The 21,933-nt window shown below is 61.8% G+C and carries 21 protein-coding genes and 1 pseudogene; 5 read left to right on the top strand and 17 right to left on the bottom strand.

The features are described 5' to 3' along the window. Window positions 1-18: 18 nt before the first annotated feature. Together NLX68_RS00785 and zigA are read right to left on the bottom strand one after the other, a co-directional pair. Window positions 19-627, bottom strand: coding sequence for a DUF1826 domain-containing protein (locus NLX68_RS00785; protein WP_254282175.1), 609 nt, complete (start codon window positions 625-627; stop codon window positions 19-21). Further along, a complete protein-coding gene (gene zigA / locus NLX68_RS00780; RefSeq protein WP_254282173.1) occupies window positions 627-1,835 on the bottom strand; it encodes a zinc metallochaperone GTPase ZigA in 1,209 nt (402 codons plus the stop codon). The genes NLX68_RS00785 and zigA overlap by 1 nt, the downstream gene beginning before the upstream one ends. A gap of 118 nt (window positions 1,836-1,953) precedes the next feature. Here zigA and NLX68_RS00775 point away from each other — a divergent pair, with 118 nt between their 5' ends. Then, a complete protein-coding gene (locus NLX68_RS00775) occupies window positions 1,954-2,340 on the top strand; it encodes a glutamine synthetase (RefSeq protein ID WP_254282170.1) in 387 nt (128 codons plus the stop codon). A 24-nt stretch (window positions 2,341-2,364) separates the two neighbouring features. Further along, complete coding sequence (folE2, locus tag NLX68_RS00770; RefSeq protein ID WP_254282168.1) at window positions 2,365-3,252, top strand: GTP cyclohydrolase FolE2; 888 nt, start codon at window positions 2,365-2,367, stop codon at window positions 3,250-3,252. A gap of 6 nt (window positions 3,253-3,258) precedes the next feature. Here folE2 and NLX68_RS00765 read toward each other — a convergent pair whose 3' ends face one another. Further along, window positions 3,259-3,786 carry a DUF3617 domain-containing protein gene (locus NLX68_RS00765; protein ID WP_010222774.1) on the bottom strand — a complete coding sequence of 176 codons (528 nt, stop codon included), beginning with the start codon at window positions 3,784-3,786 and terminating at the stop codon, window positions 3,259-3,261. A gap of 127 nt (window positions 3,787-3,913) precedes the next feature. On the opposite strand from NLX68_RS00765, the gene cls reads away from it, so the two are divergent. Continuing rightward, the gene (gene cls, locus NLX68_RS00760) at window positions 3,914-5,353 is read left to right on the top strand and encodes a cardiolipin synthase (protein WP_254282166.1); all 1,440 of its coding nucleotides are present in this window, start codon (window positions 3,914-3,916) and stop codon (window positions 5,351-5,353) included. 6 nt (window positions 5,354-5,359) lie between these two features. Here cls and cfaB read toward each other — a convergent pair whose 3' ends face one another. Then, window positions 5,360-6,544: a C17 cyclopropane fatty acid synthase CfaB gene (cfaB, locus tag NLX68_RS00755; RefSeq protein ID WP_254282164.1), complete on the bottom strand. Its 1,185-nt coding sequence runs from the start codon at window positions 6,542-6,544 to the stop codon at window positions 5,360-5,362. 209 nt (window positions 6,545-6,753) lie between these two features. Here cfaB and lpdA point away from each other — a divergent pair, with 209 nt between their 5' ends. Beyond that, a complete protein-coding gene (gene lpdA / locus NLX68_RS00750) occupies window positions 6,754-8,154 on the top strand; it encodes a dihydrolipoyl dehydrogenase (protein WP_254282162.1) in 1,401 nt (466 codons plus the stop codon). 27 nt (window positions 8,155-8,181) lie between these two features. On the opposite strand, the pseudogene NLX68_RS00745 reads toward lpdA, so the two are convergent. The 12 genes and pseudogenes from NLX68_RS00745 to NLX68_RS00690 form a co-directional block, all read right to left on the bottom strand. Further along, a pseudogene (locus NLX68_RS00745) lies at window positions 8,182-8,328 on the bottom strand (benzoate/H(+) symporter BenE family transporter); the annotation flags it as partial. 99 nt (window positions 8,329-8,427) lie between these two features. Next, window positions 8,428-9,360 carry a catechol 1,2-dioxygenase gene (gene catA, locus NLX68_RS00740; RefSeq protein WP_254282160.1) on the bottom strand — a complete coding sequence of 311 codons (933 nt, stop codon included), beginning with the start codon at window positions 9,358-9,360 and terminating at the stop codon, window positions 8,428-8,430. 39 nt (window positions 9,361-9,399) lie between these two features. Continuing rightward, on the bottom strand, window positions 9,400-9,690 hold the full coding sequence (gene catC, locus NLX68_RS00735; RefSeq protein WP_010222769.1) for a muconolactone Delta-isomerase: 291 nt from the start codon (window positions 9,688-9,690) through the stop codon (window positions 9,400-9,402). A gap of 15 nt (window positions 9,691-9,705) precedes the next feature. Next, on the bottom strand, window positions 9,706-10,827 hold the full coding sequence (locus NLX68_RS00730) for a muconate cycloisomerase family protein (protein WP_254282158.1): 1,122 nt from the start codon (window positions 10,825-10,827) through the stop codon (window positions 9,706-9,708). A gap of 19 nt (window positions 10,828-10,846) precedes the next feature. Beyond that, the gene (locus NLX68_RS00725) at window positions 10,847-11,605 is read right to left on the bottom strand and encodes a 1,6-dihydroxycyclohexa-2,4-diene-1-carboxylate dehydrogenase (RefSeq protein WP_254282156.1); all 759 of its coding nucleotides are present in this window, start codon (window positions 11,603-11,605) and stop codon (window positions 10,847-10,849) included. Window positions 11,606-11,670: 65 nt separating this feature from the next. Beyond that, entirely contained in the window at window positions 11,671-12,681 is a 1,011-nt protein-coding gene (gene benC, locus NLX68_RS00720) for a benzoate 1,2-dioxygenase electron transfer component BenC (protein WP_010222766.1), read from the bottom strand. A gap of 25 nt (window positions 12,682-12,706) precedes the next feature. After that, window positions 12,707-13,195 carry a benzoate 1,2-dioxygenase small subunit gene (gene benB, locus NLX68_RS00715; protein ID WP_254282154.1) on the bottom strand — a complete coding sequence of 163 codons (489 nt, stop codon included), beginning with the start codon at window positions 13,193-13,195 and terminating at the stop codon, window positions 12,707-12,709. Further along, window positions 13,192-14,550 (bottom strand): benzoate 1,2-dioxygenase large subunit, encoded by a 1,359-nt coding sequence (gene benA, locus NLX68_RS00710; protein ID WP_254282152.1) that lies wholly within the window; start codon window positions 14,548-14,550, stop codon window positions 13,192-13,194. Before benA ends, benB begins: the two co-directional genes overlap by 4 nt. A 106-nt stretch (window positions 14,551-14,656) precedes the next feature. Beyond that, window positions 14,657-15,613 (bottom strand): AraC family transcriptional regulator, encoded by a 957-nt coding sequence (locus NLX68_RS00705; RefSeq protein ID WP_254282150.1) that lies wholly within the window; start codon window positions 15,611-15,613, stop codon window positions 14,657-14,659. Between the two features lie 176 nt (window positions 15,614-15,789). Beyond that, complete coding sequence (locus tag NLX68_RS00700; RefSeq protein WP_254282148.1) at window positions 15,790-17,043, bottom strand: OprD family porin; 1,254 nt, start codon at window positions 17,041-17,043, stop codon at window positions 15,790-15,792. A gap of 147 nt (window positions 17,044-17,190) precedes the next feature. After that, window positions 17,191-18,522 (bottom strand): aromatic acid/H+ symport family MFS transporter, encoded by a 1,332-nt coding sequence (locus NLX68_RS00695; RefSeq protein WP_254282146.1) that lies wholly within the window; start codon window positions 18,520-18,522, stop codon window positions 17,191-17,193. A gap of 162 nt (window positions 18,523-18,684) precedes the next feature. Beyond that, window positions 18,685-19,641: an AraC family transcriptional regulator gene (locus tag NLX68_RS00690; protein ID WP_254282144.1), complete on the bottom strand. Its 957-nt coding sequence runs from the start codon at window positions 19,639-19,641 to the stop codon at window positions 18,685-18,687. Between the two features lie 130 nt (window positions 19,642-19,771). Here NLX68_RS00690 and NLX68_RS00685 point away from each other — a divergent pair, with 130 nt between their 5' ends. Beyond that, on the top strand, window positions 19,772-20,656 hold the full coding sequence (locus NLX68_RS00685) for a LysR family transcriptional regulator (RefSeq protein ID WP_254282142.1): 885 nt from the start codon (window positions 19,772-19,774) through the stop codon (window positions 20,654-20,656). Between the two features lie 18 nt (window positions 20,657-20,674). Here the strand turns inward: NLX68_RS00685 and hcnC are convergent, their stop codons facing one another. Next, window positions 20,675-21,931 carry a cyanide-forming glycine dehydrogenase subunit HcnC gene (hcnC, locus tag NLX68_RS00680; RefSeq protein WP_254282141.1) on the bottom strand — a complete coding sequence of 419 codons (1,257 nt, stop codon included), beginning with the start codon at window positions 21,929-21,931 and terminating at the stop codon, window positions 20,675-20,677. Window positions 21,932-21,933: the final 2 nt, after the last annotated feature.

Genomic DNA, 21,933 nt, shown 5'->3' with positions numbered 1-21,933 from the left:
CGCCACTATGCCGCTATTTCAGGCCATCCAGTCAAGGCTGAGAATCAGGCGACGTTCGCCATTCAACAGCGCCGGCGAGCGATGGACCAGCCCGCCACCCTGGTTGCCGAGCCACTTCTCGCCCTTGAGCAAGGCCACCTCACCGCTGCCCAACTGGCGGACCGCACTGGCAGCGGGCTGCTCCCGGGCAAGCTGCGATCGGTCGATTGCACCTTCTTCCAGCCATTCACTGCCTGGGCCGGCATAGGTGCTCAGCAAACGCAGGGGTACATGGTCGACATGAAACCGCGGGCACATGGCGCTGCTCAGCGCCTGTAACCGCAGACCGACACGCCGGGCGTCGAGCAGGCAAGCGTAGGCACTCACCAGCCAGGCAACGTCGGTAAGAAACGCCCTATGGCCCTCCAGGTCGGCATAGCCACCCAGCAAGCCATTGAGGTCCGGCAACTGATGCTGGTCATCCAATTCGATTACCCGGCTTTCACCCAGTGGCTGGTTCAACGACAACAGCAACCGGGCAAAGTCCTCGATCTGCACCGGCAGGCGCCGCTGCCAAACCGCAAGGTTTACCCCGTCCTGCAAGGCCTCGGTGAGCACCTGGGGCGTTTCGCCGAACGCCTGGCGCATTACGCCGCTTCCTCGTCGAACCAGGGGCCAAACGGGTCGGGCAATTGCTGCCAGCTGTGCACACCCGCCGCCATTTCTGCATCGTCGAGCAGGCAGGCCGAGAGCTCGGCATCCAGCCGCGCGAAGTCGATGTTCTGGCCAATAAACACCAGCTCCTGACGGCAATCACCGCATTCAGCGCTCCAGTTCTTGAGGATCGCCGCAGTGCTCTGCTCATCCTGCGGCCAGTGCTCGCGTGGAACGAAGCGCCACCAGCGTCCGGCAAAGCCATGGCGCATCATGCCGCCGGCCTGCGACCAGCTACCGGCGTCCTGGTGCTTGCTGGCCAGCCAAAAAAAGCCTTTGGAGCGCAGCAGCCGACCGTTGTTCCACGGCGTGTGGATAAAGTCGAAAAAGCGCTGCGGATGCAGCGGCCGGCGGGCTTGCCAGGTGGTGGCGGCAATCCCGTACTCCTCGGTTTCCGGCACATGCTCCCCGCGCAGTTCCTGCAGCCAGCCGGGCGCCTGGGCTGCGCGCTCGAAGTCGAACAGGCCAGTATTGAGGATCTGTTGCAACGCCACCTGGCCCATGACCATCGGCACAATCTGCGCCTGGGCGTTGAGACTGCGCAGGATGGCGCTGAGCTCTTCGCGTTCGGCACTGCTGATCAGGTCGATCTTGCTCAGCAGGATTACATCGGCGAACTCCACCTGCTCGATCAGCAGGTCACTGATCGAACGCTCGTCTTCATCACCGAGGGTTTCGCCGCGGCTGGCCAGGCTTTCGGCGGCCTGATAGTCACGCAGGAAGTTCAAGCCATCGACCACGGTGACCATCGTGTCAAGGCGCGCCTGGTCGGCCAGGCTGCGGCCTTGCTCATCGCGAAAGGTAAAGGTCTCGGCGACTGGCAGCGGCTCGGAGATGCCGGTGGACTCGATCAACAGGTAATCGAAACGCCCCTCCCGGGCCAGGCGGGCGACCTCTTCGAGCAGGTCTTCACGCAGGGTGCAGCAGATGCAACCGTTGCTCATCTCCACCAGCTTCTCTTCGGCGCGGTTAAGGCTGACGTTGCGCTGGACCTCACTGGCATCGATGTTGATTTCACTCATGTCGTTGACGATCACCGCGACCCGCAGGTTGTCGCGGTTTTTCAACACGTGATTAAGCAGCGTGCTTTTGCCGGCACCCAAAAAGCCGGAGAGCACGGTTACGGGAAGACGGTCGGGCATTGGGGCGATCCTCATCAGGAGAGAGCATTCGAACGACGCATTGCGCAATGTTATATTATAACAATACAATCTCGCCAACCTACTTCGCCCAGAACATGACCAAAGGCCGACCTGAAAGATGAAATCGCGTTGCTTGTTTGCCTTCGCCGTGTTGCTGCTGTGCGAGTTCGCCAGCGCCAACACCACGCCCTTGAGCAACGGCCTGGCGCTCTGTACCCGCAGCGCAACCCTGCTTGCCTGCAGCGATGCCCAAGGTAATTACTACAGCGTGCAAACCCAGGGCAACACGACCTACCTGCGTGGCTTTGAAATGCAAGGTCGCCGGCTATGGGCACAAACCAACAGCCGCTATGGCCAATTGACCTTTTACACAGGCGTGGCGAGCAACGGTGAAACCTGGGTCGGTTACAGCCGGCGTGTGGGCTGGACCACCTTGAACAGCGTGTCGAGTTCCACCGGGCAGCGTTTCAATCTGCGCTGCAATCGCCTGAGCGGCTGCCAATAGTCTTCCTTGAAAAGTGAACCACTGATGAGCGCTTTCCCCCTTCCTGACATCGCTGCCCAAGCTACCGCCAGCCAGTTGCCCTTGGATTGGGTGGGCATGTGTGGCATTGCCCTGCCGCTGCAGATCAACGGGCAGATTCTGCGAGCAAGTGCCGACGCAGGTGTCAGCCTTGATGATGGCGCGTCCCGGGGCATTCACATGTCGCGCTTGTACCTGGCGCTGGAGGCACTGGAACACCAGGCCTTGAGTCCTGTGTTGCTGAACGCTGTGCTGGAGTGCTTTCTCGACAGCCACATCGGCCTTTCCGCCAGCGCCTTCTTGACCCTTCGTTTCGAACTGATGCTCAAACGCCCTGCCTTGATCAGCCCGTTGGCGGGCTGGAAAGCCTATCCGGTTACCCTGAATGCGCAGCTAAAAGACGGAGTGTTCCACGTGGAACTATTTGTCGATGTGGAGTACTCCTCCACCTGCCCCTGCTCCGCTGCCTTGGCCCGGCAGTTGATTCAGCAGCAATTTCTCACCGACTTTGGCAACCGCACCTTGAGCCATGAGGCTGTCTTGAGTTGGCTCGGAAGTACCCAGGGCATCGTCGCCACACCTCACAGCCAACGCAGTGTAGCGAAGCTGCAGGCTCGATTGCGCCAAGGCATTAATGAGCTGCCGATAGAAGCGCTGATCGACCACGCTGAAAAAGCCTTGGGTACCGCGGTACAAACTGCGGTAAAGCGTGCTGATGAACAGGCTTTTGCGTTGGCCAACGGTCAGAATCCGATGTTCTGCGAAGATGCCGCCCGACGGCTTCATGTGGCTTTGAAAACGCTACCCTGGCTCGGCGGCTTCAACCTGCGCGTGGAACATGCCGAAAGTCTGCATGCCCACGACGCAGTCGCCCACAGCCAATGGCACTGGTGAGGCGCTTCAGGTTCGCGGCTTGACCGTACCGCAATCATTGCCCAGCCATACCGCACGGGTATTCATGCTGCCTTGCTGCTGCACACCGGAAGCGTTGAAGGTACCGTTGACCTTGGTCAGGAACTCGCGATTGTTGAGAAACGTGGCTTCGCCATTGCCCTGAGCTTTCGGGCAACTGAAGGTGAACTTCCAGACATTGCCGTTGCGCTCGGTGATTTTTTGAGTGCAACCAGACTTGGGATCTTGCAGCGGGATGTCATTGCTTTTCACTTGCTCGGGGGTCAGGCAGGAACGCACCCCCTGTCCCGCCACACTGATCCCTTGCTTGGCCAGGCCGCCCTCGATCATCGCCCGTTGCTCTGGCGGCAGATTCTTCAGCTGGCCGAGCATGAAGCCCATGTCCGGCAGTGGCTTGCCATCGACCTGCATGTTGCTGGTGGTCAGCTCCCACAGGCCAGGTTGCAACATCTGCGCATGCACCAACGGGCTCGCCAGGCCCAGTACCAGTGCCAGCATTGGCAGACGACTCTTCATGTAATGACTCCTCAAAACTCCAGCCCCAAGCTGGAACACAGCTTAGACGTCATTTTGTGCTTTCGGTTGCAACGGCGGCCTGGAACATGCTCTGTTAGGGGCAGAGCCTTCGGACAGCAGGATGCGTATGGATTACCACAGCCCCTACTTCTTCGGTTATCTCATTGGTGTGATTCACCTGCTCGGCGGTATCGCCGCGTTGCATGCGGTGTTCACTGTGCGCACCGCTCAGGGGGCGATTGCCTGGGCAATGTCGCTGCTGTTCATTCCCTACTTCACCCTCATCCCCTACCTGGTGTTCGGCAGCCGTACCTTCGATGCCTACATCGAGGCCCGGCGCCAGGCCAATCGGGAAATGCACGTGGCCATGGCGGACCTGAATTGGCGACCGTGGGTCGAGGAGGCGCTGGCCGCACGCAACTCGGAGTCCTATGGCGCGCTGCGGGCGATGCCCAGGCTCGGGCGCATGCCGTGCCTGGCCAATAACCAGGTGCGCTTGCTGGTCGACGGCAAGGCCACTTTCGATGCGATCTTTCGCGCCATCGCCGGTGCTCGCGACACGGTGCTGGTGCAGTTTTTCATCATTCACGACGATGATCTGGGGCGGCAGTTGCAAGCCCTGCTACTGAAAAAAGCCGCCGAAGGGGTGAAGGTCTACGTGCTCTATGACAGCGTCGGCAGCCACGCCCTACCCTCGGCCTACAACCACACACTGCGCGAGGGTGGCGTGAACATCCGCGCCTTCGCGACCCGCCGCGGCTGGTTCAACCGCTTCCAGGTCAACTTCCGTAACCACCGCAAGATCGTCGTGGTCGATGGCCTGCAGGGGTTTGTTGGCGGACATAACGTTGGCGATGAGTACCTGGGCGCTAACCCCAAGCTGTCGCCCTGGCGCGATACCCACGTGCAGGTCAGTGGGCCGGTGTTGGCCTGCCTGCAGGAGTCGTTCGCTGAAGACTGGTTCTGGGCGTCACGAACATTACCGCCGCTGATCCTGCCGGACACCTACCCGGAAGACGGCGTGCTCTGTCAGGCGCTCGCCAGCGGCCCGGCCGACCCACAGGAAACCTGCTCGCTGTTCTTCGTCGAGGCTATCCATTCGGCGCGTGAACGACTGTGGATCACCAGCCCCTACTTCATCCCCGACGAAGCGGTGTTCGCCGCCCTGCGCCTGGCGGTACTGCGCGGCGTCGACGTGCGCATCCTGATTCCTTCACGCCCGGACCACCGCATCGTCTACGCCGCCTCCAGCCTGTTCGCCTTCGAGGCAGTACGCGCCGGGGTGCGGATGTTTCGTTTTGAACCAGGGTTCCTGCATCAGAAGGTGGTGCTGATCGATAACGAGATCAGCGCCATCGGCAGCGCCAACCTCGACAACCGATCGTTGCGACTTAACTTCGAAATCATGCTGCTGACCGTCGACCGCGAATTTGCCGATCAGGTCGAAGCCATGCTCATCCATGATTTTGATCGCGCCCGGGAGATCACCGCCGAAGACACTCGCGACACGCACCGCCTGCAACAACTGGGGATGCGTATCGCTCGGCTGATTTCGCCAATTCTGTAAGCTGTCTTAGCGGTAGAAATCTTCGCGAGTCAGCGGCAAATCGTGGCTGCCATCGGCGAAAGGCTTTACCGCCAGGATCTGGTGCAGGTTGATCCAGCCCTTGGCAAAGGCATAGGAGCAGCCGGCCAGGTACAGGCGCCAGATGCGCAAGGCCCGCTCCGGCACCAGCGCGCTAGCCTTGTCCAGTTGTGCTTCGAGGCGGTTGCTCCAGTGCTCCAGAGTCCGCGCGTAATGCAGGCGCAGGCTTTCGACGTCGACGATTTCCAGGCCTGCCTCGCTGATCCGTGCACTGATCATCGACAGGTGCGGCAGCTCGCCATGGGGGAACACGTAGCGCTCGATAAAGCTGCCCGCGCCCCGCCCGACCGGTCGCCCGTCGGTGTGCTTGGCGGTAATGCCGTGGTTCATCACCAGGCCGCCTTCGCGCACCGCGCCATACAGGCGCTGGCAGTACAACGCCAGGTTGGCATGGCCGACGTGTTCGAACATGCCAACGCTGACCACCTTGTCGAAGCGCCCGTCCTGGGGCAGGTCGCGGTAATCGAGAATCTGCAGCTCCACCTGCCCTTCCAGGCCATCAGCCTTGACCCGTTTGCGGGCCAGCTTGAGCTGCTCCTTGCTCAGGGTGATGCCGAACACCTTGGCACCGAACTCCCTGGCGGCATAGCGTGCCAGCCCGCCCCAACCACAGCCGACATCGAGCAGGTAATCGCCCTTGTGCAGGCGCAGCTTGCGGCACAGGTGCTCGAACTTGTTCTGCTGGGCTTGTTCCAGGGTGTTGGTGGGTGATTTGAAATAGGCGCAGGAGTACGCCATGTCGCTATCCAGCCACAGCTGGTAGAAGGCGTTGGACAGGTCATAGTGGTAGGAAATCGCCGCCGCATCGGTAGCCTTATCATGCTCGGCGCGCACCGGCTGTGGGTCTTCTTCATCCTTGAGCAAGGCTACGCTCAGTTCATCGCAGACACGAATCACCTCACCGATGGAGCCCTCCAGTTCCAGCTTGCCTTCGACAAAAGCAGCGCCCAGTTCATCCAGGCTCGGATGGGCCAGTTGGGTAATCAGCTGCGGATCCTTGACCAGGATGGTGACTTGCGGCTTGGGCCCCAGATCGAAGGCATGACCATCCCAGAGCTTCAGTCGCAGTGGCAGTCGCAGGCTTTGCAGAACAGGTGGAAGTTGCGCAAGCATGAAATTAGCCTCCTTTTTTCATCGGACGTCTGTCCAAAAGGGTAGTTCATTCACAGCAAGTTTCAGCTAATACAGACCATAGTCTGAGCCTGCCGGGCCCGTTCCAGACATTGCGGGCGCGGCGGGTACCCACGATCAATTGTATACAATCAACCGTTGTGCAGATTAGTCTTGGCGCCATTGTCGATTCTTCATCCTGGAGTACAACAATGAAAACCTATGATGTAGTGATCATTGGCGGCGGGCCTGGCGGCTACAACGCGGCTATTCGTGCTGGCCAGCTTGGCTTGAGCGTGGCGTGCGTCGAAGGTCGTTCAACCCTGGGGGGCACGTGCCTGAACGTCGGCTGCATGCCATCCAAGGCGCTACTGCATGCCTCCGAGTTGTATGAAGCGGCAGTAGGCGGCGAGTTCGCCAGCCTTGGCATCGAGGTCAAACCGACCCTCAACCTCGCGCAGATGATGAAACAGAAGGACGAAAGCGTCAGCGGCCTGACCAAGGGCATCGAGTTCCTGTTTCGCAAGAACAAGGTCGACTGGATCAAGGGCTGGGGCAAGCTCGATGGCGTCGGCCGGGTCGCGGTCAGCGATGAGCAGGGCGTCGTCACTGAGCTGCAGGCCAAGGACATTGTCATCGCTACCGGCTCGGAGCCGACGCCGCTGCCGGGCGTGACCATCGACAACCAGCGCATTATCGACTCCACTGGCGCCCTGGCCCTGGGTGAAGTGCCCAAGCACCTGGTGGTCATCGGCGCCGGGGTCATCGGCCTGGAGCTGGGTTCGGTGTGGCGCCGGTTGGGCAGCCAGGTAACCGTGGTCGAGTACCTTGATCGCATCTGCCCTGGCACCGATGAAGAAGCGGCAAAAACCCTGCAACGCTCCCTGGCCAAGCAAGGCATGAAGTTCAAGCTCGGCAGCAAAGTCACCCAGGCCACGGCTTCGGCGCAAGGGGTGAACCTGAGCCTGGAGCCTGCCGCTGGCGGCAGCGCCGAAACCCTCGAAGCCGATTACGTGCTGGTCGCCATTGGCCGTCGCCCCTACACCCAGGGCTTGGGCCTGGAAAGCGTCGGCCTTGAGACCGACAAGCGCGGCATGCTCGCCAACCAGCACCATCGCACCGGCGTGCCAGGGGTCTGGGTGATCGGCGATGTCACTTCCGGGGCGATGCTCGCGCACAAGGCCGAGGACGAAGCGATCTCCTGCATTGAGCAGATTGCCGGCAAGGCTCACGAGGTCAATTACAACCTGATCCCGGCGGTCATCTACACCCGCCCGGAGCTGGCCAGCGTCGGCAAGACCGAAGAGCAGCTCAAGGCCGAGGGCCGTGAATACAAGGTCGGCAAGTTCCCTTTCAGCGCCAACAGCCGGGCCAAGATCAACCACGAGACCGAAGGCTTTGCCAAGGTCCTGGCCGACGCCCGTACCGATGAAGTGCTGGGTGTGCATCTGGTCGGCCCGAGCGTCAGCGAGATGATCGGCGAATACTGCGTGGCCATGGAGTTCAGCGCCTCGGCCGAAGACATCGCCCTCACCTGCCACCCGCACCCGACCCGCTCCGAGGCCCTGCGCCAGGCGGCGATGAACGTCGATGGCAAAGCCATGCAGATCTGATCAGTCGGTCTGCACCCTTGCCCCGCCAACCTGTGGCGCCCGTCGCCGCAGGCTGAGGATCACCCCAAGCAGACCACTGCCGATGGAAATCGCCCAGACCCACGAAGACAGTTCGGCCGCCGACAGCTGGGCGCTGTGGGCGGAGAGGGAGAAGTCCTGGAATATTGTTTTCATTGGGTTATCCCGTTGAGGCTTCTGAAAAGCATCGCGGGTCAAGCCCGCTCCCACAGGATTATCCGATGCCTGTGGGAGCGGGCTTGACCCGCGATGGCTTCAAGCGTCCTGCAACGCCCGCGGCCGCTTGCTGCGCTGTTCACTGGCAGGCTTGGGCGCACTCAACAGCTGGAAGTCAAAGTCCATCTCGGCAAAGCGCCCTTCTACCTCACGGGCATCGGCCGCCGCCGCATCCTCGACAAAGCGCAACTCGCCAATCAACCCGTCACGGGTGGCATAAGCGAAGTCATCCCACAGGTACTCATCGCCCGCCAGGTTGATCTGGGTGGTCAGGTGCCGGTAGCCAGGCGCCGAGATGAAGAAGTGGATATGCGCTGGGCGATTGCCGTGACGACCGAGCTGAGTGAGCAACTCCTGGGTCGGCCCGTCCGCAGGGCAACCGTAGCCCGACGGCACGATACTGCGGGCGCGGTAGCGGCCTTCGGCGTCGGTAACGATGCGCCGGCGCAGGTTGAACTCGGACTGCGTGCTGTCGAAATACGAGTAGGTGCCCTGAGTGTTGGCATGCCACAGGTCGACCACGGCGCCCGCCACCGGCTGACCTTGTTCATCCAGCACGCGGCCCTGGAGGAACATCACCGTGCCCGGGTCACGGCCATCGTCCATACGCACTTCGCCTTCGGCCAGCGGTGCGCCCGCCACATACAACGGGCCTTCGATGGTCCGCGGGGTGCCGCCAATGATGCCGGCTTCGGCATCCTGAGCATCCAGTTGCAGGTCCAGATAGTGCTCGACGCCCAGCCCGGCCACCAGCAGGCCGGCTTCCTGGCGCGAACCGAGGCGGTTGAGGTAGTCGACCGCCTTCCAGAACTCGTCGGGGGTCACTTGCAGGTCTTCGATGAGGCGCGCTACATCGTTGATGATGCGCTGGGTCAGCAGCTTCAGGCGTGGGTTGCCCTGGTCGTTGTGCAGGCCACTGACTTCTTCGAAGAATTTCTGGATATCGGCAGTGTGAGCAATCTTCACGGTCATGACGGGTTACCTCGAATTGTTGTTATCGGCGCTCGGTGTTCAGCGGTCGTCGCTGTGGATCGATGACGGGTGGCGGCACAGGCCGTCGACCTCGATGTCCATGTAGGGGAACAACGGCAGTTGCATCAGGGTGTCGTGCAGCGCTTCGACGCTGGGCAGGTCGAACACGCTGTAGTTGGCGTAGTGCCCGGCGATGCGCCACAGGTGGCGCCAGCTGCCTTCGCGCTGCAGGCGCTGGGCCAGTTCCTTCTCGTCGGCCTTGAGCTGCGCGGCGTTGGCCGGGTCCATGTCCAGGGGCAATTTCACGGTCATTTTCACGTGGAACAACATGGCGTCTCTCCTTGCTTACGTGCGGCTGAAGAACGCCAGGCGCTCTTCATCCAGGGTCAGGCCAAGGCCGGGAGTGCGGGGTACCTGCAGGGCGAAGTCGCGGTACAGCGGCGCCTCGACCACGATTTCTTCAGTCAGCAGCAGTGGGCCGAACAGCTCGGTATGCCAGGTCAGCTGGTTGAGGGTGACGAAGGCGTGCGCGGCAGCCAGGGTGCCGATCGAGCCTTCGAGCATGGTCCCGCCGTACAGGGCGATACCGGCGGCTTCGGCGATTTGCGCGGTTCGCAGCACGGCCCGCGGGCCACCGTTCTTGGCGATCTTCAGGGCGAAGATGCTGGCCGCGCCATCGGCCGCGAGACTGAAGGCATCCTCGACGCTTTCAATCGACTCATCGGCCATGATCGGTGCCGGGCTGCGCTGATTCAGGCGCACCTGGCCGGCACGGTTGATGCGCGAGATCGGTTGCTCAATCAAGTCGACACCGTTGTCGCCCAGCACCTGGCAGGCGCGGATAGCCTGGGACTCGTCCCAATATTGGTTGACGTCGACGCGCACGCTGGCGCGCTCCCCCAGAGCCCGCTTGATCGCGATGACATGGCGCAGGTCATGGGCCACTTCATTGGCACCGATCTTCAGCTTGAAGATCCGGTGGCGGCGCAGGTCGAGCATCTGCTCGGCCTCGGCAATGTCGCGCCCGGTGTCGCCGCTGGCCAGGGTCCAGGCCACTTCCAGGCTGTCGCGCACGCGCCCGCCGAGCAACTCGCTGACCGCCAGGCCCTGGCGTTTGCCCTGGGCATCGAGCAAGGCGCTTTCGATCCCCGAGCGGGCGAAAGTGTTGCCCTTGATCACCTTGTCCAGGCGCTGCATGGCGGCGTTGATGTTGTTGGCATCCAGCCCGACCAACAGCGGCGCGAAGTAGCTGTCGATATTCTGCTTGATGCTTTCCGGGCTTTCGTTGCCGTAGGCCAGGCCGCCGATGGTGGTGGCTTCGCCGAGGCCTTCGATGCCGTCGCTGCACTGCAGGCGGATGATCACCAGGGTTTGCTGCTGCATGGTGTGCATCGCCAGCTTGTGCGGGCGAATGGTTGGCAGGTCAACGATCAGGGTCGAGATGCGTTCAATCAGGGGATGACTCATCAAGGTTCTCCAGGGGCGCTCAACCAAGGTCGCCGCCGCCGACCGGCAGCACTGTGCCGGTGATGTAAGAGGCTTCGTCGCTAGCGAGAAAGAGGATCGCGCCAACCTGTTCATCGAGGTTGCCGTAGCGTTTCATCAGGCTGCTGTCGAGGGTCTGGTCGACGATCTGCTGGTACCAGATTTTCTCTTCGCCACTCTGCTCGGCGCTGTTGCGCGGTACCCGCCGTGGCGGCGCTTCGGTGCCACCCGGCGCCGTGGCATTGACCCGCACACCGCGCCCGGCGGTTTCGAAGGCCAGGCAGGCGGTCAGGGCATTGACGCCACCCTTGGCCGCGCCATAGGGCACGCGATTGATGCTGCGAGTCGCAATCGAGGAGACGTTGACGATCGCCCCACTGCCCTGTTCGAGCATGTACGGCAGCGCGGCATGGCAGCACCACAGGGTGGGGAACAGCGAGCGGCGCACTTCCGCTTCGATCTGCGCCGCTTCGTAGTGCTCGAACGGCTTGGCCCAGAGGGTGCCGCCCACGTTGTTGACCAGCACATCAAGGCGGCCGAAATGCTCCACCGCCGCAGCCATTACCCGGCTGCATTCGCTGTGCTGTTCAAGATCGGCGGTCAGGCTCAGCACGCCCTCGCCTTGCAGTTCATGCACCAGTTCCGAGCGATCCACGGCCACCAGCGTCGCGCCTTCTTCGAGCAGACGCTCGCACAGACGGCGGCCGATCCCCTGCGCCGCGCCGGTAACCAGCGCAACCTTGTTGGTGAATCTGTTCATGACAACCTCGAATAAAAAAGGGACCGACCGTACCCGCACGATGCGCCCGGCCCCATAAAACGGCTTCAGGCAGCAGCGGCAGCGAACTTCTCGTAGTAGAAGTTCGCCGGGGTAATGCCCTGTTCGCGGATGTACTGGCTGACCGCCTCGACCATCGGCGGCGGGCCGCACAGGTACACGTCGACATCGCCTTCGTTGAGGTGGCGCGGCTCGATGTGCTGGGTGACGTAGCCCTTGAGCGGATGCTGGCTCTCGGGGTTGGCCACGCAGGCGCTGAAGCTGAAGTTGGCAATGCGCGCGGCAAAGGCCTGCAGGCGGTCCAGCTCAACCAGGTCGAAGTCGTTGGTGACGCCGTAGATCAGGTGCAGCGGATGCTCGCTGCCCTCTTCGGCGATCTTCTCGAGCATCGCGGTGAACGGCGCAAGCCCGGTGCCACCGGCCAGCAGCAGCAATGGCCGGCGGATCTCGCGCAGGTAGAAGCTGCCCAGGGGGCCGGCCAGGGTCATGCTGTCGCCCGCCTTGGCAAGACCGGTAAGAAAGCTGCTCATCAAGCCGCCCGGCACGTTGCGGATCAGGAAACTGACCTCACCATCCTTTTGCAACGAGCTGAAGGAATAGGCACGGGTCTGCTCGCTGCCGGGCACGCCGAGGTTGACGTACTGCCCCGGCAGAAAGGCCAGGCGGCTCAGGGCCTCACCCTTGATCGACAGGGCAATGGTGCTATCCGACAGCTGGCGCACGGCGCTGATGCTGGCCTGGTAGCTGGCCTGTTCGGTCTTGCACAGTTGCGACGAAGCCGGCACACGCACCACGCAGTCGCTCTCGGCGCGCATCTGGCAGGTCAGCACATAACCCTGGGCGGCTTCTTCCTCGCTCAAGGCGTCTTCGATGTATTCCTGGCCAAGGTCGTAACGGCCAGCTTCGGCGAAACACTTACAGGTACCGCAGGCGCCATCGCGGCAGTCCAGCGGAATGTTGATGCCCTGGCGGTAGGCGGCATCGGCCACGGTTTCTTCAGCGGTAGCGTCGATGAAACGGGTGACCCCGTCCTCGAAATTCAAGGCGATCTTGTGCATGGCGCACCTCGCAGCAAAGCAGGATTCAGATGTGATAAACGTCGATGACCTGACGCACGTAGTCGTTCTTGAGCACTACCTTCTTGGCCTTGATCAGCGGCCGTTCACCGCGGATATCGAGGGTGTAGAAGCTGGTGCCGAAGTGGCTGTCGACGGTCTTGTAGCGAAAGCTCAGGGTGTGCCAGTTGAAGCGCACCTTGCACAGGCCTTCGCCCTGCTCCAGCAGCTCGATGTTGCTGATGTTGTGCGAGGTCCGGGTGTCGGGCATGGTCGCGCTGGAGCGTTCGGTCTTGATCCGGAATACCCGGTCTTCCAGGCCGCCACGGTTGCCGTACCAGATCAGCGAGATTTCCCGTTGCGGGTCTTCGGTGAGCTGGTCGTTATCGTCCCAGGCCGGCATCCAGAAGGTGGCGTCGGCGGCGTAGCACTCCAGCCAGTTGTCCCACTGGCTGTCGTCCAGGTAGCGTGCTTCGGCAAAGAGAAAGTCGCGCACTTGCTCGAAGGAAATGCTCATTGCACGGCCTCCACGGGGATCAGTTGCTGGTCGGCGGCAAGCGCCTTGAGCATGGTTTCCTGCCAGTACTTGTGTTGCAGCACGAACAGGCCTTCGTCTTCGGTACGCACGCCGCTCAGTTGCGGATGCAGGTCGATTTCCTGGGCGGCGGTATCGGCGCCTTCGACCCAGTGGGTGGCGCCACGGGACATGTCGTTCCAGCCGCGCCCGCCCTGGTAGCCCATCTGGCAGGAACGGAACTCTTCCAGATCATCCGGGGTGGCCATGCCGCTGACGTTGAAGAAGTCTTCGTACTGGCGAATGCGCTGGGCCCGCGCCTCGTCGCTCTCGCCCTTGGGTGCGATGCAATAGATGGTGATCTCGGTCTTGTCGACGGCGATCGGCCGGGCGATGCGGATCTGCGAGCTGAACTGGTCCATCAGGTACACGTTCGGGTACAGGCACAGGTTGCGCGAGTTCTCGATCATCCAGTTGGCGCGGGCCTGGCCGAAGTCGGCAGCCAGCTCGTCGCGGCGCTCGAACAGCGGGCGGTCTTCGGGGTTGGCCCAGCGGGTCCAGAGCAGCAGATGGCCCTTGTCGAAGGCGTAGAAACCGCCGCCGCTCTTGGCCCAGCCGCCAGCGCTCATGGTTTTCACCTCACCACCGGCCTCGCGCTGCTTGCGCTGGTTCTGGGTGGCGGCGTAGTTCCAGTGCACGGCGCTGACGTGATAACCATCGGCGCCGTTCTCGGCGGTCAGCTTCCAGTTACCTTCATAAATGTAGGACGAGGAGCCGCGCAGCACTTCCAGGCCTTCGGGCGACTGATCGACGATCATGTCGATGATCTTCGCCGACTCGCCCAGGTGTTCCACCAACGGCACCACGTCCGGGTTGAGGCTGGCGAACAGGAAACCGCGATAGGACTCGAAACGGGCGACCTTGGTCAGGTCGTGGGAGCCTTCGCAATTGAAGCTCGCCGGGTAGCCGGCATCGACCGGATCCTTGACCTTGAGCAGCTTGCCGGAGTTGTTGAAGGTCCAGCCGTGGAAGGGGCAGGTGTAGGACGAGCGGTTACCGCTCTTGTGCCGACACAGCATCGCACCGCGGTGGCTGCAGGCATTGAGGAAGGCATTGAGCACCCCATCCTTGTTGCGCGCGATGAAGATCGGCTGGCGCCCCATGGTGGTGGTGAGGAAGTCGTTCTTTTCGGGAATCTGGCTTTCGTGGGCAAGGTACAGCCAGTTGCCCTCGAAGATGTGTTTCATTTCCAGATCGAACAGACGGGGGTCGGTGAACATCTCGCGCTTGCAGCGAAAGACGCCCTTCTCCTGATCTTCTTCAAGCAGGGAATTAAGGTAATCGAATCCCAGGGACATGGCCGGGGCCTCCGTTGTTATTGTGTTCAGGCCATGTCAGGTTAGGGAGCGAGGGGCACGGCAAATATCCGCTTTGTGCAGACCTTTATCCGTTTTCTGCAAAGTGTCAGAGGCGACGCTTGAGGGTGTCTGAGGGCAGTTCGCCGAACAGCGACTTGTAGTGTTCAGAGAAACGCCCGAGGTGGACGAAGCCATAGTCCATGGCCAGTTCGGTGATATTGCGCACCTTGCAGTCGGGGTCGCTGAGGCTGGCGCGGATACGCTCGAGTTTCTGCTGGCGGATGTACAGTTTGGGCGTGGTGCGAGCGTTGCGCTCGAACAAGGCATACAGCGAGCGCAGGCTCATGCTCGCCTGCTGCGCCAACTGTTCGCTGCAGATGTCCTGCTTGAGGTTGGCGTTGATGTACTCGGCGATCCGCTCGAAGGATGCCGCCTGGCTGCTCAGCGCTTCACGGCTGACGTTGGTGTGCATCAGGGTCAGCAGCTTGCTGGCGACGATCTGGCTGTAGTGCTCCTGCACCCGCAGCATCGGCTCGCTGCTTTCGGCCTCCTGGCAGACCATTGCCAGCAGCCCGGCAAAGCCTTCCAGCGCCAGCAGCTGGTAGTGATGATCGAGAAAGCGCACGCCTTCGCTGGGGCGCTGCCAGCGCTGTTCGTCACACATCGACTCGAGCAGGCGGGTGGGCAGTTTGAGGATGAATTTCTCGCAGTCGGCGGAATAGGCCAGGTCGACCGGCTCGTCAGGGTTGATCAGCAGCAACCCGCCGGGGGTCAACAGGCGCTCTTCACGGCCACGGCGCCAGAGGCAGTGGCCGCGCAGCAGGATTTGCAGGTGGAAAACGTTCTCCAGCGCTGGCGACATCACCCGCACATCGCCGCCATAGCTGATTCGGCACAGGTCGAGGCTGGCGAACTTGCGATGGTTGAGGTACGCCTCGGGATGCCCGTAGCGCGGCAGGCGAATGCAATGGGGGCCGACATGCTGGTTGACGTAGGTCGACACCGCATGAGGGTCTGCACGCTCGAACACCCGGCTGCGTTCGCTGAGCAGGGGACTGTCCATACCCATATCGGCCATACCAGGTCACTCGTTGTAGTTATGCGGCCAGTCTAAGCGATAGCACTGGCCGGCGAGCAACCCGGGGATGGACGGTGTGTTTCCAAAAGCATCGCTGGCAAGTCAGCTCCCACAGAGTTACCCACAACCCCGGTAGGAGCGGGCTTGCCCCGCGATATGGCCTACAACAACGTCCAGGTGTAACTCAGGATCACCCGGTTCTCATCAATGTCCGAACGGTAATTGGAGCGTGCCATGGCATTGCGCAGCCGTATCCCCAACCCTTTGAACGGCCCGCTCTGCACGGCATAGCCCAGGTCAAGATCGCGCTCGTGTTCCTTGCCCTCGAAGCCCAACCCGGTGTCGACGTTGTTGCCCTTCAGGTAGCGAACCGTCGCGGTCAACCCGGGTACACCCATGGCGACGAAGTCATAGTCATAACGCACCTGCCAGGAACGCTCGTCGGTATAGGCGAACTCATAGGTTGGCACTTCGTTGCCCAGTGGCGAGATATTCGGGAACACCCGCGGGAAAGCATCGTCACCATAGATTGCCTGATAGCCGACGCTGAACGTGTGCCCGCCACGCTTGGCCGACAGCAGCGAATAAAACGCCTGGTTGTCGACCTCACCAATGCGCGCATCCCCCTGCTCCCTGGCAGTGAAGTAACCGAGGTTGGCGCCGAGGGTCCAGTCGCCCATCGGTTGGCTGTGCTTCAAACCGAAAAAACCTTGCTGGTAGATATCTTCCAGGCGCCCATACCAGAGGCTGGCAGTGGTGCGATTGGCGTTGAAGCTGTAGTCGCCACCGGCATAGTTGAAGGCATCGCTGTCGGCTTGGCGCTGGGGCAGGTGGCCGAGCATGGCGATCATTTTCTCGTCGCCGGCTTCGTTGCGCAGGCTGGTTGAACTCAGGTGACCGGCCTGCAGGGTCAAGCCGGTTATCTCGGCAGAGCTCAGGCTGACGCCCTGGTAGGTTGGCGGCAGCAGGCGCGAGTCGTTGTATTGCAGGATCGGCAGGTTGGTCTGCAGCTCGCCGACTTTCAGTTCGGTCTTCGAATAGCGCATTTTCAGCGTGGCACCGACCCGGCTGTACTCATCGGCAGCGCGGCCATCGTCCTGCACCGGCAGCAAACCGGTGCCGGTACGGTCCGTGCTGCTGTCGAGCTTGAGGCCGAGCAGGCCAATGGCATCGACGCCCAAGCCCAGGAGGCCCGGGGTATAACCGGACTTGAAGGTGAAGATGAACCCCTGGCCCCATTCCTCAGCCTTTGATTGCTGGTTGGCACCGACAATGCCGGAAAAGTCGCGGCTGAAGTAGTAGTTACGCGCTTGCAGGGTAGCGCTGGCGTCCTTGATAAAACCCGGCTCGGCGGCATTGGCACAGAAACTCAGGGCGCAGCAGGACAGCAACCCGCAGTGTGGGAAGTTGTTCATGGTAGTGGTGCTCTTGTTATTGTTGTTTTGGCTTGTAAATTTGCGGCGCCTGCATCGCTGGCAAGGCCAGCTCCCACAAGAACGCTATGCACTCCGACCACTGTGGGAGCTGGCTTTGCCAGCGATAGGGCCAACGCGGTTATTTGGCTATGCCGCTGACTGCAACGCCGCCCTGCCCCTGGCAGCACCACGCCCGGCAAACACCATCATCGCCACCGCCGCGACCGCACCCGGCAGGGCAAAGGCCATGAAATTCAACGCCAACGGCAGTTGGATCCCCAGCAGCATCCCACCCAGGATCGGCCCGACAATCGCCCCGCTGCGGCCAATACCCGAAGCCCAACCCAAACCCGTCGAACGAATCCCCATGGGGTAGTACTGGGCCACACAGGCATACGCGAGGATCTGCGTGCCGATGGTGGTCGCACCCGCTATGGCAATCAGCAGGTACAAGACGGGTGCAGGGCTCTTGAAGCCGAGCAGGCTGATCGACAACGCCGCCGCGGCGAAGAACACCACCAGCACCCGGTCGAGCTTGAAGCGGTCACCAATCCAGCCACCGCCCACCGCACCAAAGATCGCGCCGAAGTTCAGCACCAGCAAAAACGCCAGGCTCGAACCCAGGCCGTAACCGGCGTTGTTCATCAGCTTGGGCAACCAGGAATTGAGTGCGTAGACCATCAACAGGCAGCAGAAAAACGCGACCCAGAGCATCAACGTACTCAGCGCCCGACCTTCGCGAAACAGCTGCGGTACCGAGCCACCGGCTTTAGTGCCGGTCAGCACTTCCAGGCGATCGCCCGCTTGTGGCTGATAGCTCGGCTCGACCCGCTGCAGCAACTGGCTGGCCTGCTCGGTGCGGCCCTGGCGCACCAGGAAACCCAGGGACTCGGGCAGGTAGCGCAGGATCAGCGGCAGCACCAGCAAGGGGATGATCGCCACATAGAACACTGACTGCCAACCGAAGGCCGGCAACAGCACGATGCCCAACCCGGCCGAGAGCATGCCGCCCACCGAGTAGCCACTGAACATGATCGCCACCAGGGTGCTGCGCATGCGCTTGGGCGCGTATTCGTTCATCAGCGCCACCACGTTGGGCATCACCCCGCCGATCCCAAGGCCAGCCAGAAAGCGACAGAGACCGAACTCGGTGGGGTTGCGGGCAAAGCCGTTGAGCACGGTAAAGCCGCTGAACAGGATCACACAGACAGTGATGGCCTTCTTGCGCCCGATACGGTCCGACAGTGGGCCGAACACCAGGGCGCCGAACATCATGCCGAACAGCGCGTAGCTGCCCAGGGCTCCGGCCTGCAACGGGGTCATGCCCCACTCCTGCATCAAGGCCGGCAGCACCACGCCGTAGATGACCAGGTCGTAACCGTCGAAGATGATGATCAGCGCACACCAGAACAGCACACGCCAGTGAAAGGAATTGAACTTCGCCTGATCGATCAGGCTATTGATATCGATCGCTCGCATGAGGCGTGTCTCTTTTGTTGTTGTTATCGAAACCCGAATGGCGATAGCTGCAGGGCACGGGGCCGGGCAGTGTTCGCAGGGTCAGGTTAGGAGCAGCAGCGAGTCTGCCAATAGCCGTTTCCTGCGAATCGCTATCCAGATTGCGCAGGGGCTGACGAGCGTTCAGCGGTGGCGTTTGAAGGTGACCGAAGGCAGCTCGCCGAAGCGCTGGCGATAGCTTTCGGCGAAGCGGCCCAGGTGCAGGAAGCCGTAGTCCAGAGCGATTTCGGTGACATTGCGCACCGGGCTGGAAGGGTCCTGCAGGGCCGCGTGAATACGCTCGAGCTTGCGCTGGCGCACATAACCCTTGGGTGACAGACCGGCGTGACGCTCGAACAGCGTGTACAACGAGCGTTCGCTGACCCGCGCCACCGTCATCAGCTGACTGACACCGATGTCCTGGTGCAGGTTGGCATCGATATAGGCCGCCAACTGTTCGAACGAGTGAGTCTGCAACCCGGGTTCGCAACGATCGATGTTGTTGCCCAACAGGCTCAGCAGCTTGCTGGCGACAATACACCCGTAATGTTCCTGCACCTGCGGCAGCGACTGGGTGGATTCGGCTTCGTCACACACCAGCTCGAGCAGGCCGATAAACCCCTCCAGCGCGCCAGTGGCATGCCGCGCGCTGGCGAAGCGGATACCGCCTTCGGGCAATTGCCAGCGCTGTTCCAGGCAAGCCTGTTCGAGCAGGCTGGACGGCAGCTTGAGGATGAACTTCTCGCAGTCGGCCGAGTAGGTGAGGTCAACCGGATCATCCGGATTGATCAACAGCAACTCGCCCGGCACGTAGTGATGCTCGTCGCCGCGACAACTTGAACGGCAGTGCCCTTTGAGCAAGATCTGCAGGTGATACAGGCTGCCCAGCGCCGGTGAAGTAATCCGCGCCCTGCCCCCATAGCTCAGGCGGCACAGATCGAGGCTGGCAAACTTGCGATGGTTGATGCTCGCCTGCAGGTCACCCGTGCGCGGCAAGCGCAGGCTGTGACTGCCAACGTGCTGGTTGACGTAGTCGGACACCGCATAAGGGTCGGCATGCTGGAACACACGGCTGCGCTCGCTCAACAGTTGGCTGCTCATGGGCTGGCCTCATTGTTATTCTGGTTCGACGATATCCACAGGGTCTGGTTATCCACAAGGCAGCAGCTTGCGCCAGCGCCAGCAGGCAGTCCAATATCCGTTGGGTAGGCAACCATACCCTGGAGGTATCATGGAACTGCGTCATCTGCGCTACTTCCGGGTGCTCGCGCAAACCCTCAACTTCACCCGCGCCGCCGAGCAGTTGCGCATCGCCCAGCCGCCCCTGAGCCGGCAGATCCGCCAGCTGGAAGACACCCTCGGGGTCGAACTGCTGGAGCGCGGCAGGCCCCTGCGCCTGACCGAAGCCGGGCGGTTTTTCCACGAACAGAGCGCCGCCCTGCTCGACCAGCTCGAACAGATTGCCGAAGGCACCCGGCGCATCGCCAACAGTGAACGCCAATGGCTGCGCATCGGCTTTGCGCCGTCGACGCTCTATGACTTGCTGCCCGAGTTGATCCGCCAACTGCGACGCAATGAGAAACTGGAGTTGGGCCTGCAGGAAATGATCACCCTGCAGCAAGTCGAGGCGCTCAAGGCCGGACGCATCGATGTCGGCTTCGGGCGCATCCACATCAAGGATCCGGCCATCGAACAGGTGCTGCTACGCGAGGAAGCGTTGGTGGTTGCCCTGCCCTGCGGGCACTCTTTGCTCGATCAGGCCCTGGACCTCAAACGCCTGGCAGATGAGCCCTTCGTGCTTTACCCGGCCAACCCGCGGCCAAGCTACGCCGACCACATCATGGCGCTGTTCACTGCCCAGGGGGTGAATATCAAGGTTATCCAGTGGACCAACGAACTGCAGACTGCGCTGGGCCTGGTTGCTGCTGGCCTGGGGATAACATTGGTACCGGCGTCCGTGCAAAGCCAGCATCGCGCCGACATTGTTTATGCACCGCTGCCTGAAAAAACCGCAGTGTCGCCGATCATTCTCAGCTACCGGGCTGGGGATAACTCGCCGCAGGTCAGGCAGTGCCTGAGTTTGCTGGAACAGATGAAAACCGGCCCCCAGGGCTGAAGGCCGGTTTATCCACAATCAGGCAAGGGCAGCCTGCTGGTTTTCCACAGCCAGCAAGTCAAAACGCTCGGCCAGGAAGGGGGTGATGTCCAGCGGCAGGGTTTCCTGATGCAGGACCTTGTCGATCAGCACCCCGGTAATGGCCGAGGTGAGGATGCCGGTGCGAAAGTGTCCACAGGCATTCAGGTAACCGCTGACTTCCGTGACCGGCCCCAGAATCGGCAACTCATCCGGTGAGCCTGGGCGTAGGCCGGCCCAGGTGCGCTTGAGGTTGATCTGCGCCAGCTCCGGCACGCAGCGAACCGCGCCCTGAACCAGGCCGTTGATCTCCGGGAAGGTGTTGCTGACGTCGAAGCCTTTGTCCTCGGTGGTGCTGCCGATCAGGATCTCGCCGTTGTCCTTCTGCGCCATGTAGCAGTCGCTGGTGGTCAGGCAGCCTTGCAGCAGCTTGGGCATGCGCTCGGTGAGGATGATCTGACCTTTGACCGGCTTGACCGGAATCCGCAGGCCGGTGGCCCATTCGCTCAAGTCTGCGGCCCAGGCGCCAGCGGCGTTGATCAGGGTGTCGCAGTGAAAAGTGCCCTCTTCTGCGGTTTGCACACCGCTGACCCGCGAGCCCTGATGCAGCACACCGGTGATGTTGGTGTTGTGGAACAGGTCGACACCGTTCTGGCGCGCCGCTTCCATATAGGAATCGGCCAGGCGGAACGGGCTGACCTGATGATCGCAGAGAAACTCCAGGGCGCCATGGGCCTGATGGCTGACCGCAGGCTCCGCCTGGCGCAGGGCGTCGCGGTCGAGCCAGCGCACCTGGTCGGCCAGGTGCGGAATCTGCGCGACAATGTGCTCAGCGTACAGACGGTCTTCATCGTCGTAGATCACATACTTGAGGCCGGTGCGCTCGAACTTGAAGTCCATACCGTGACGGTCGATCAGCTCGCGGTGCAGCTGTGGATAAAGTGCGTTGGACTGCAAGGCAAAGTCGAAGAACGACTGCGGCAGGATATGCGGCGTGCTCGAATCCACTGCCACCGCCGCACCATGGGCCTCGCGCTTGTGCTTGGCCGACATCATGCGAAAGAAGATCACCCCGCAGCCCAGGCCCACCGACTCACCGATGGCCCACAGGCCGCCCGCCGAGGCGCGGGTGGCGTTGCCCGGGCGCTTGGCGTCGATCAGGGCGATTTTCAGGTTCTTGCGTTTGGACAGCTGGTAGGCGCAGGACGCACCGATCACACCGCCACCGGCGATGACCACATCATAGGTTCTGTTCATGC

The sequence above is a fragment of the Pseudomonas sp. SBB6 genome (assembly GCF_024213215.1).
Taxonomy (GTDB): Bacteria; Pseudomonadota; Gammaproteobacteria; order Pseudomonadales; family Pseudomonadaceae; genus Aquipseudomonas; species Aquipseudomonas donghuensis.
The sequence above is the reverse complement of the archived record's forward strand: the minus strand, read 5'-3'. Positions and strand labels throughout refer to the sequence as shown.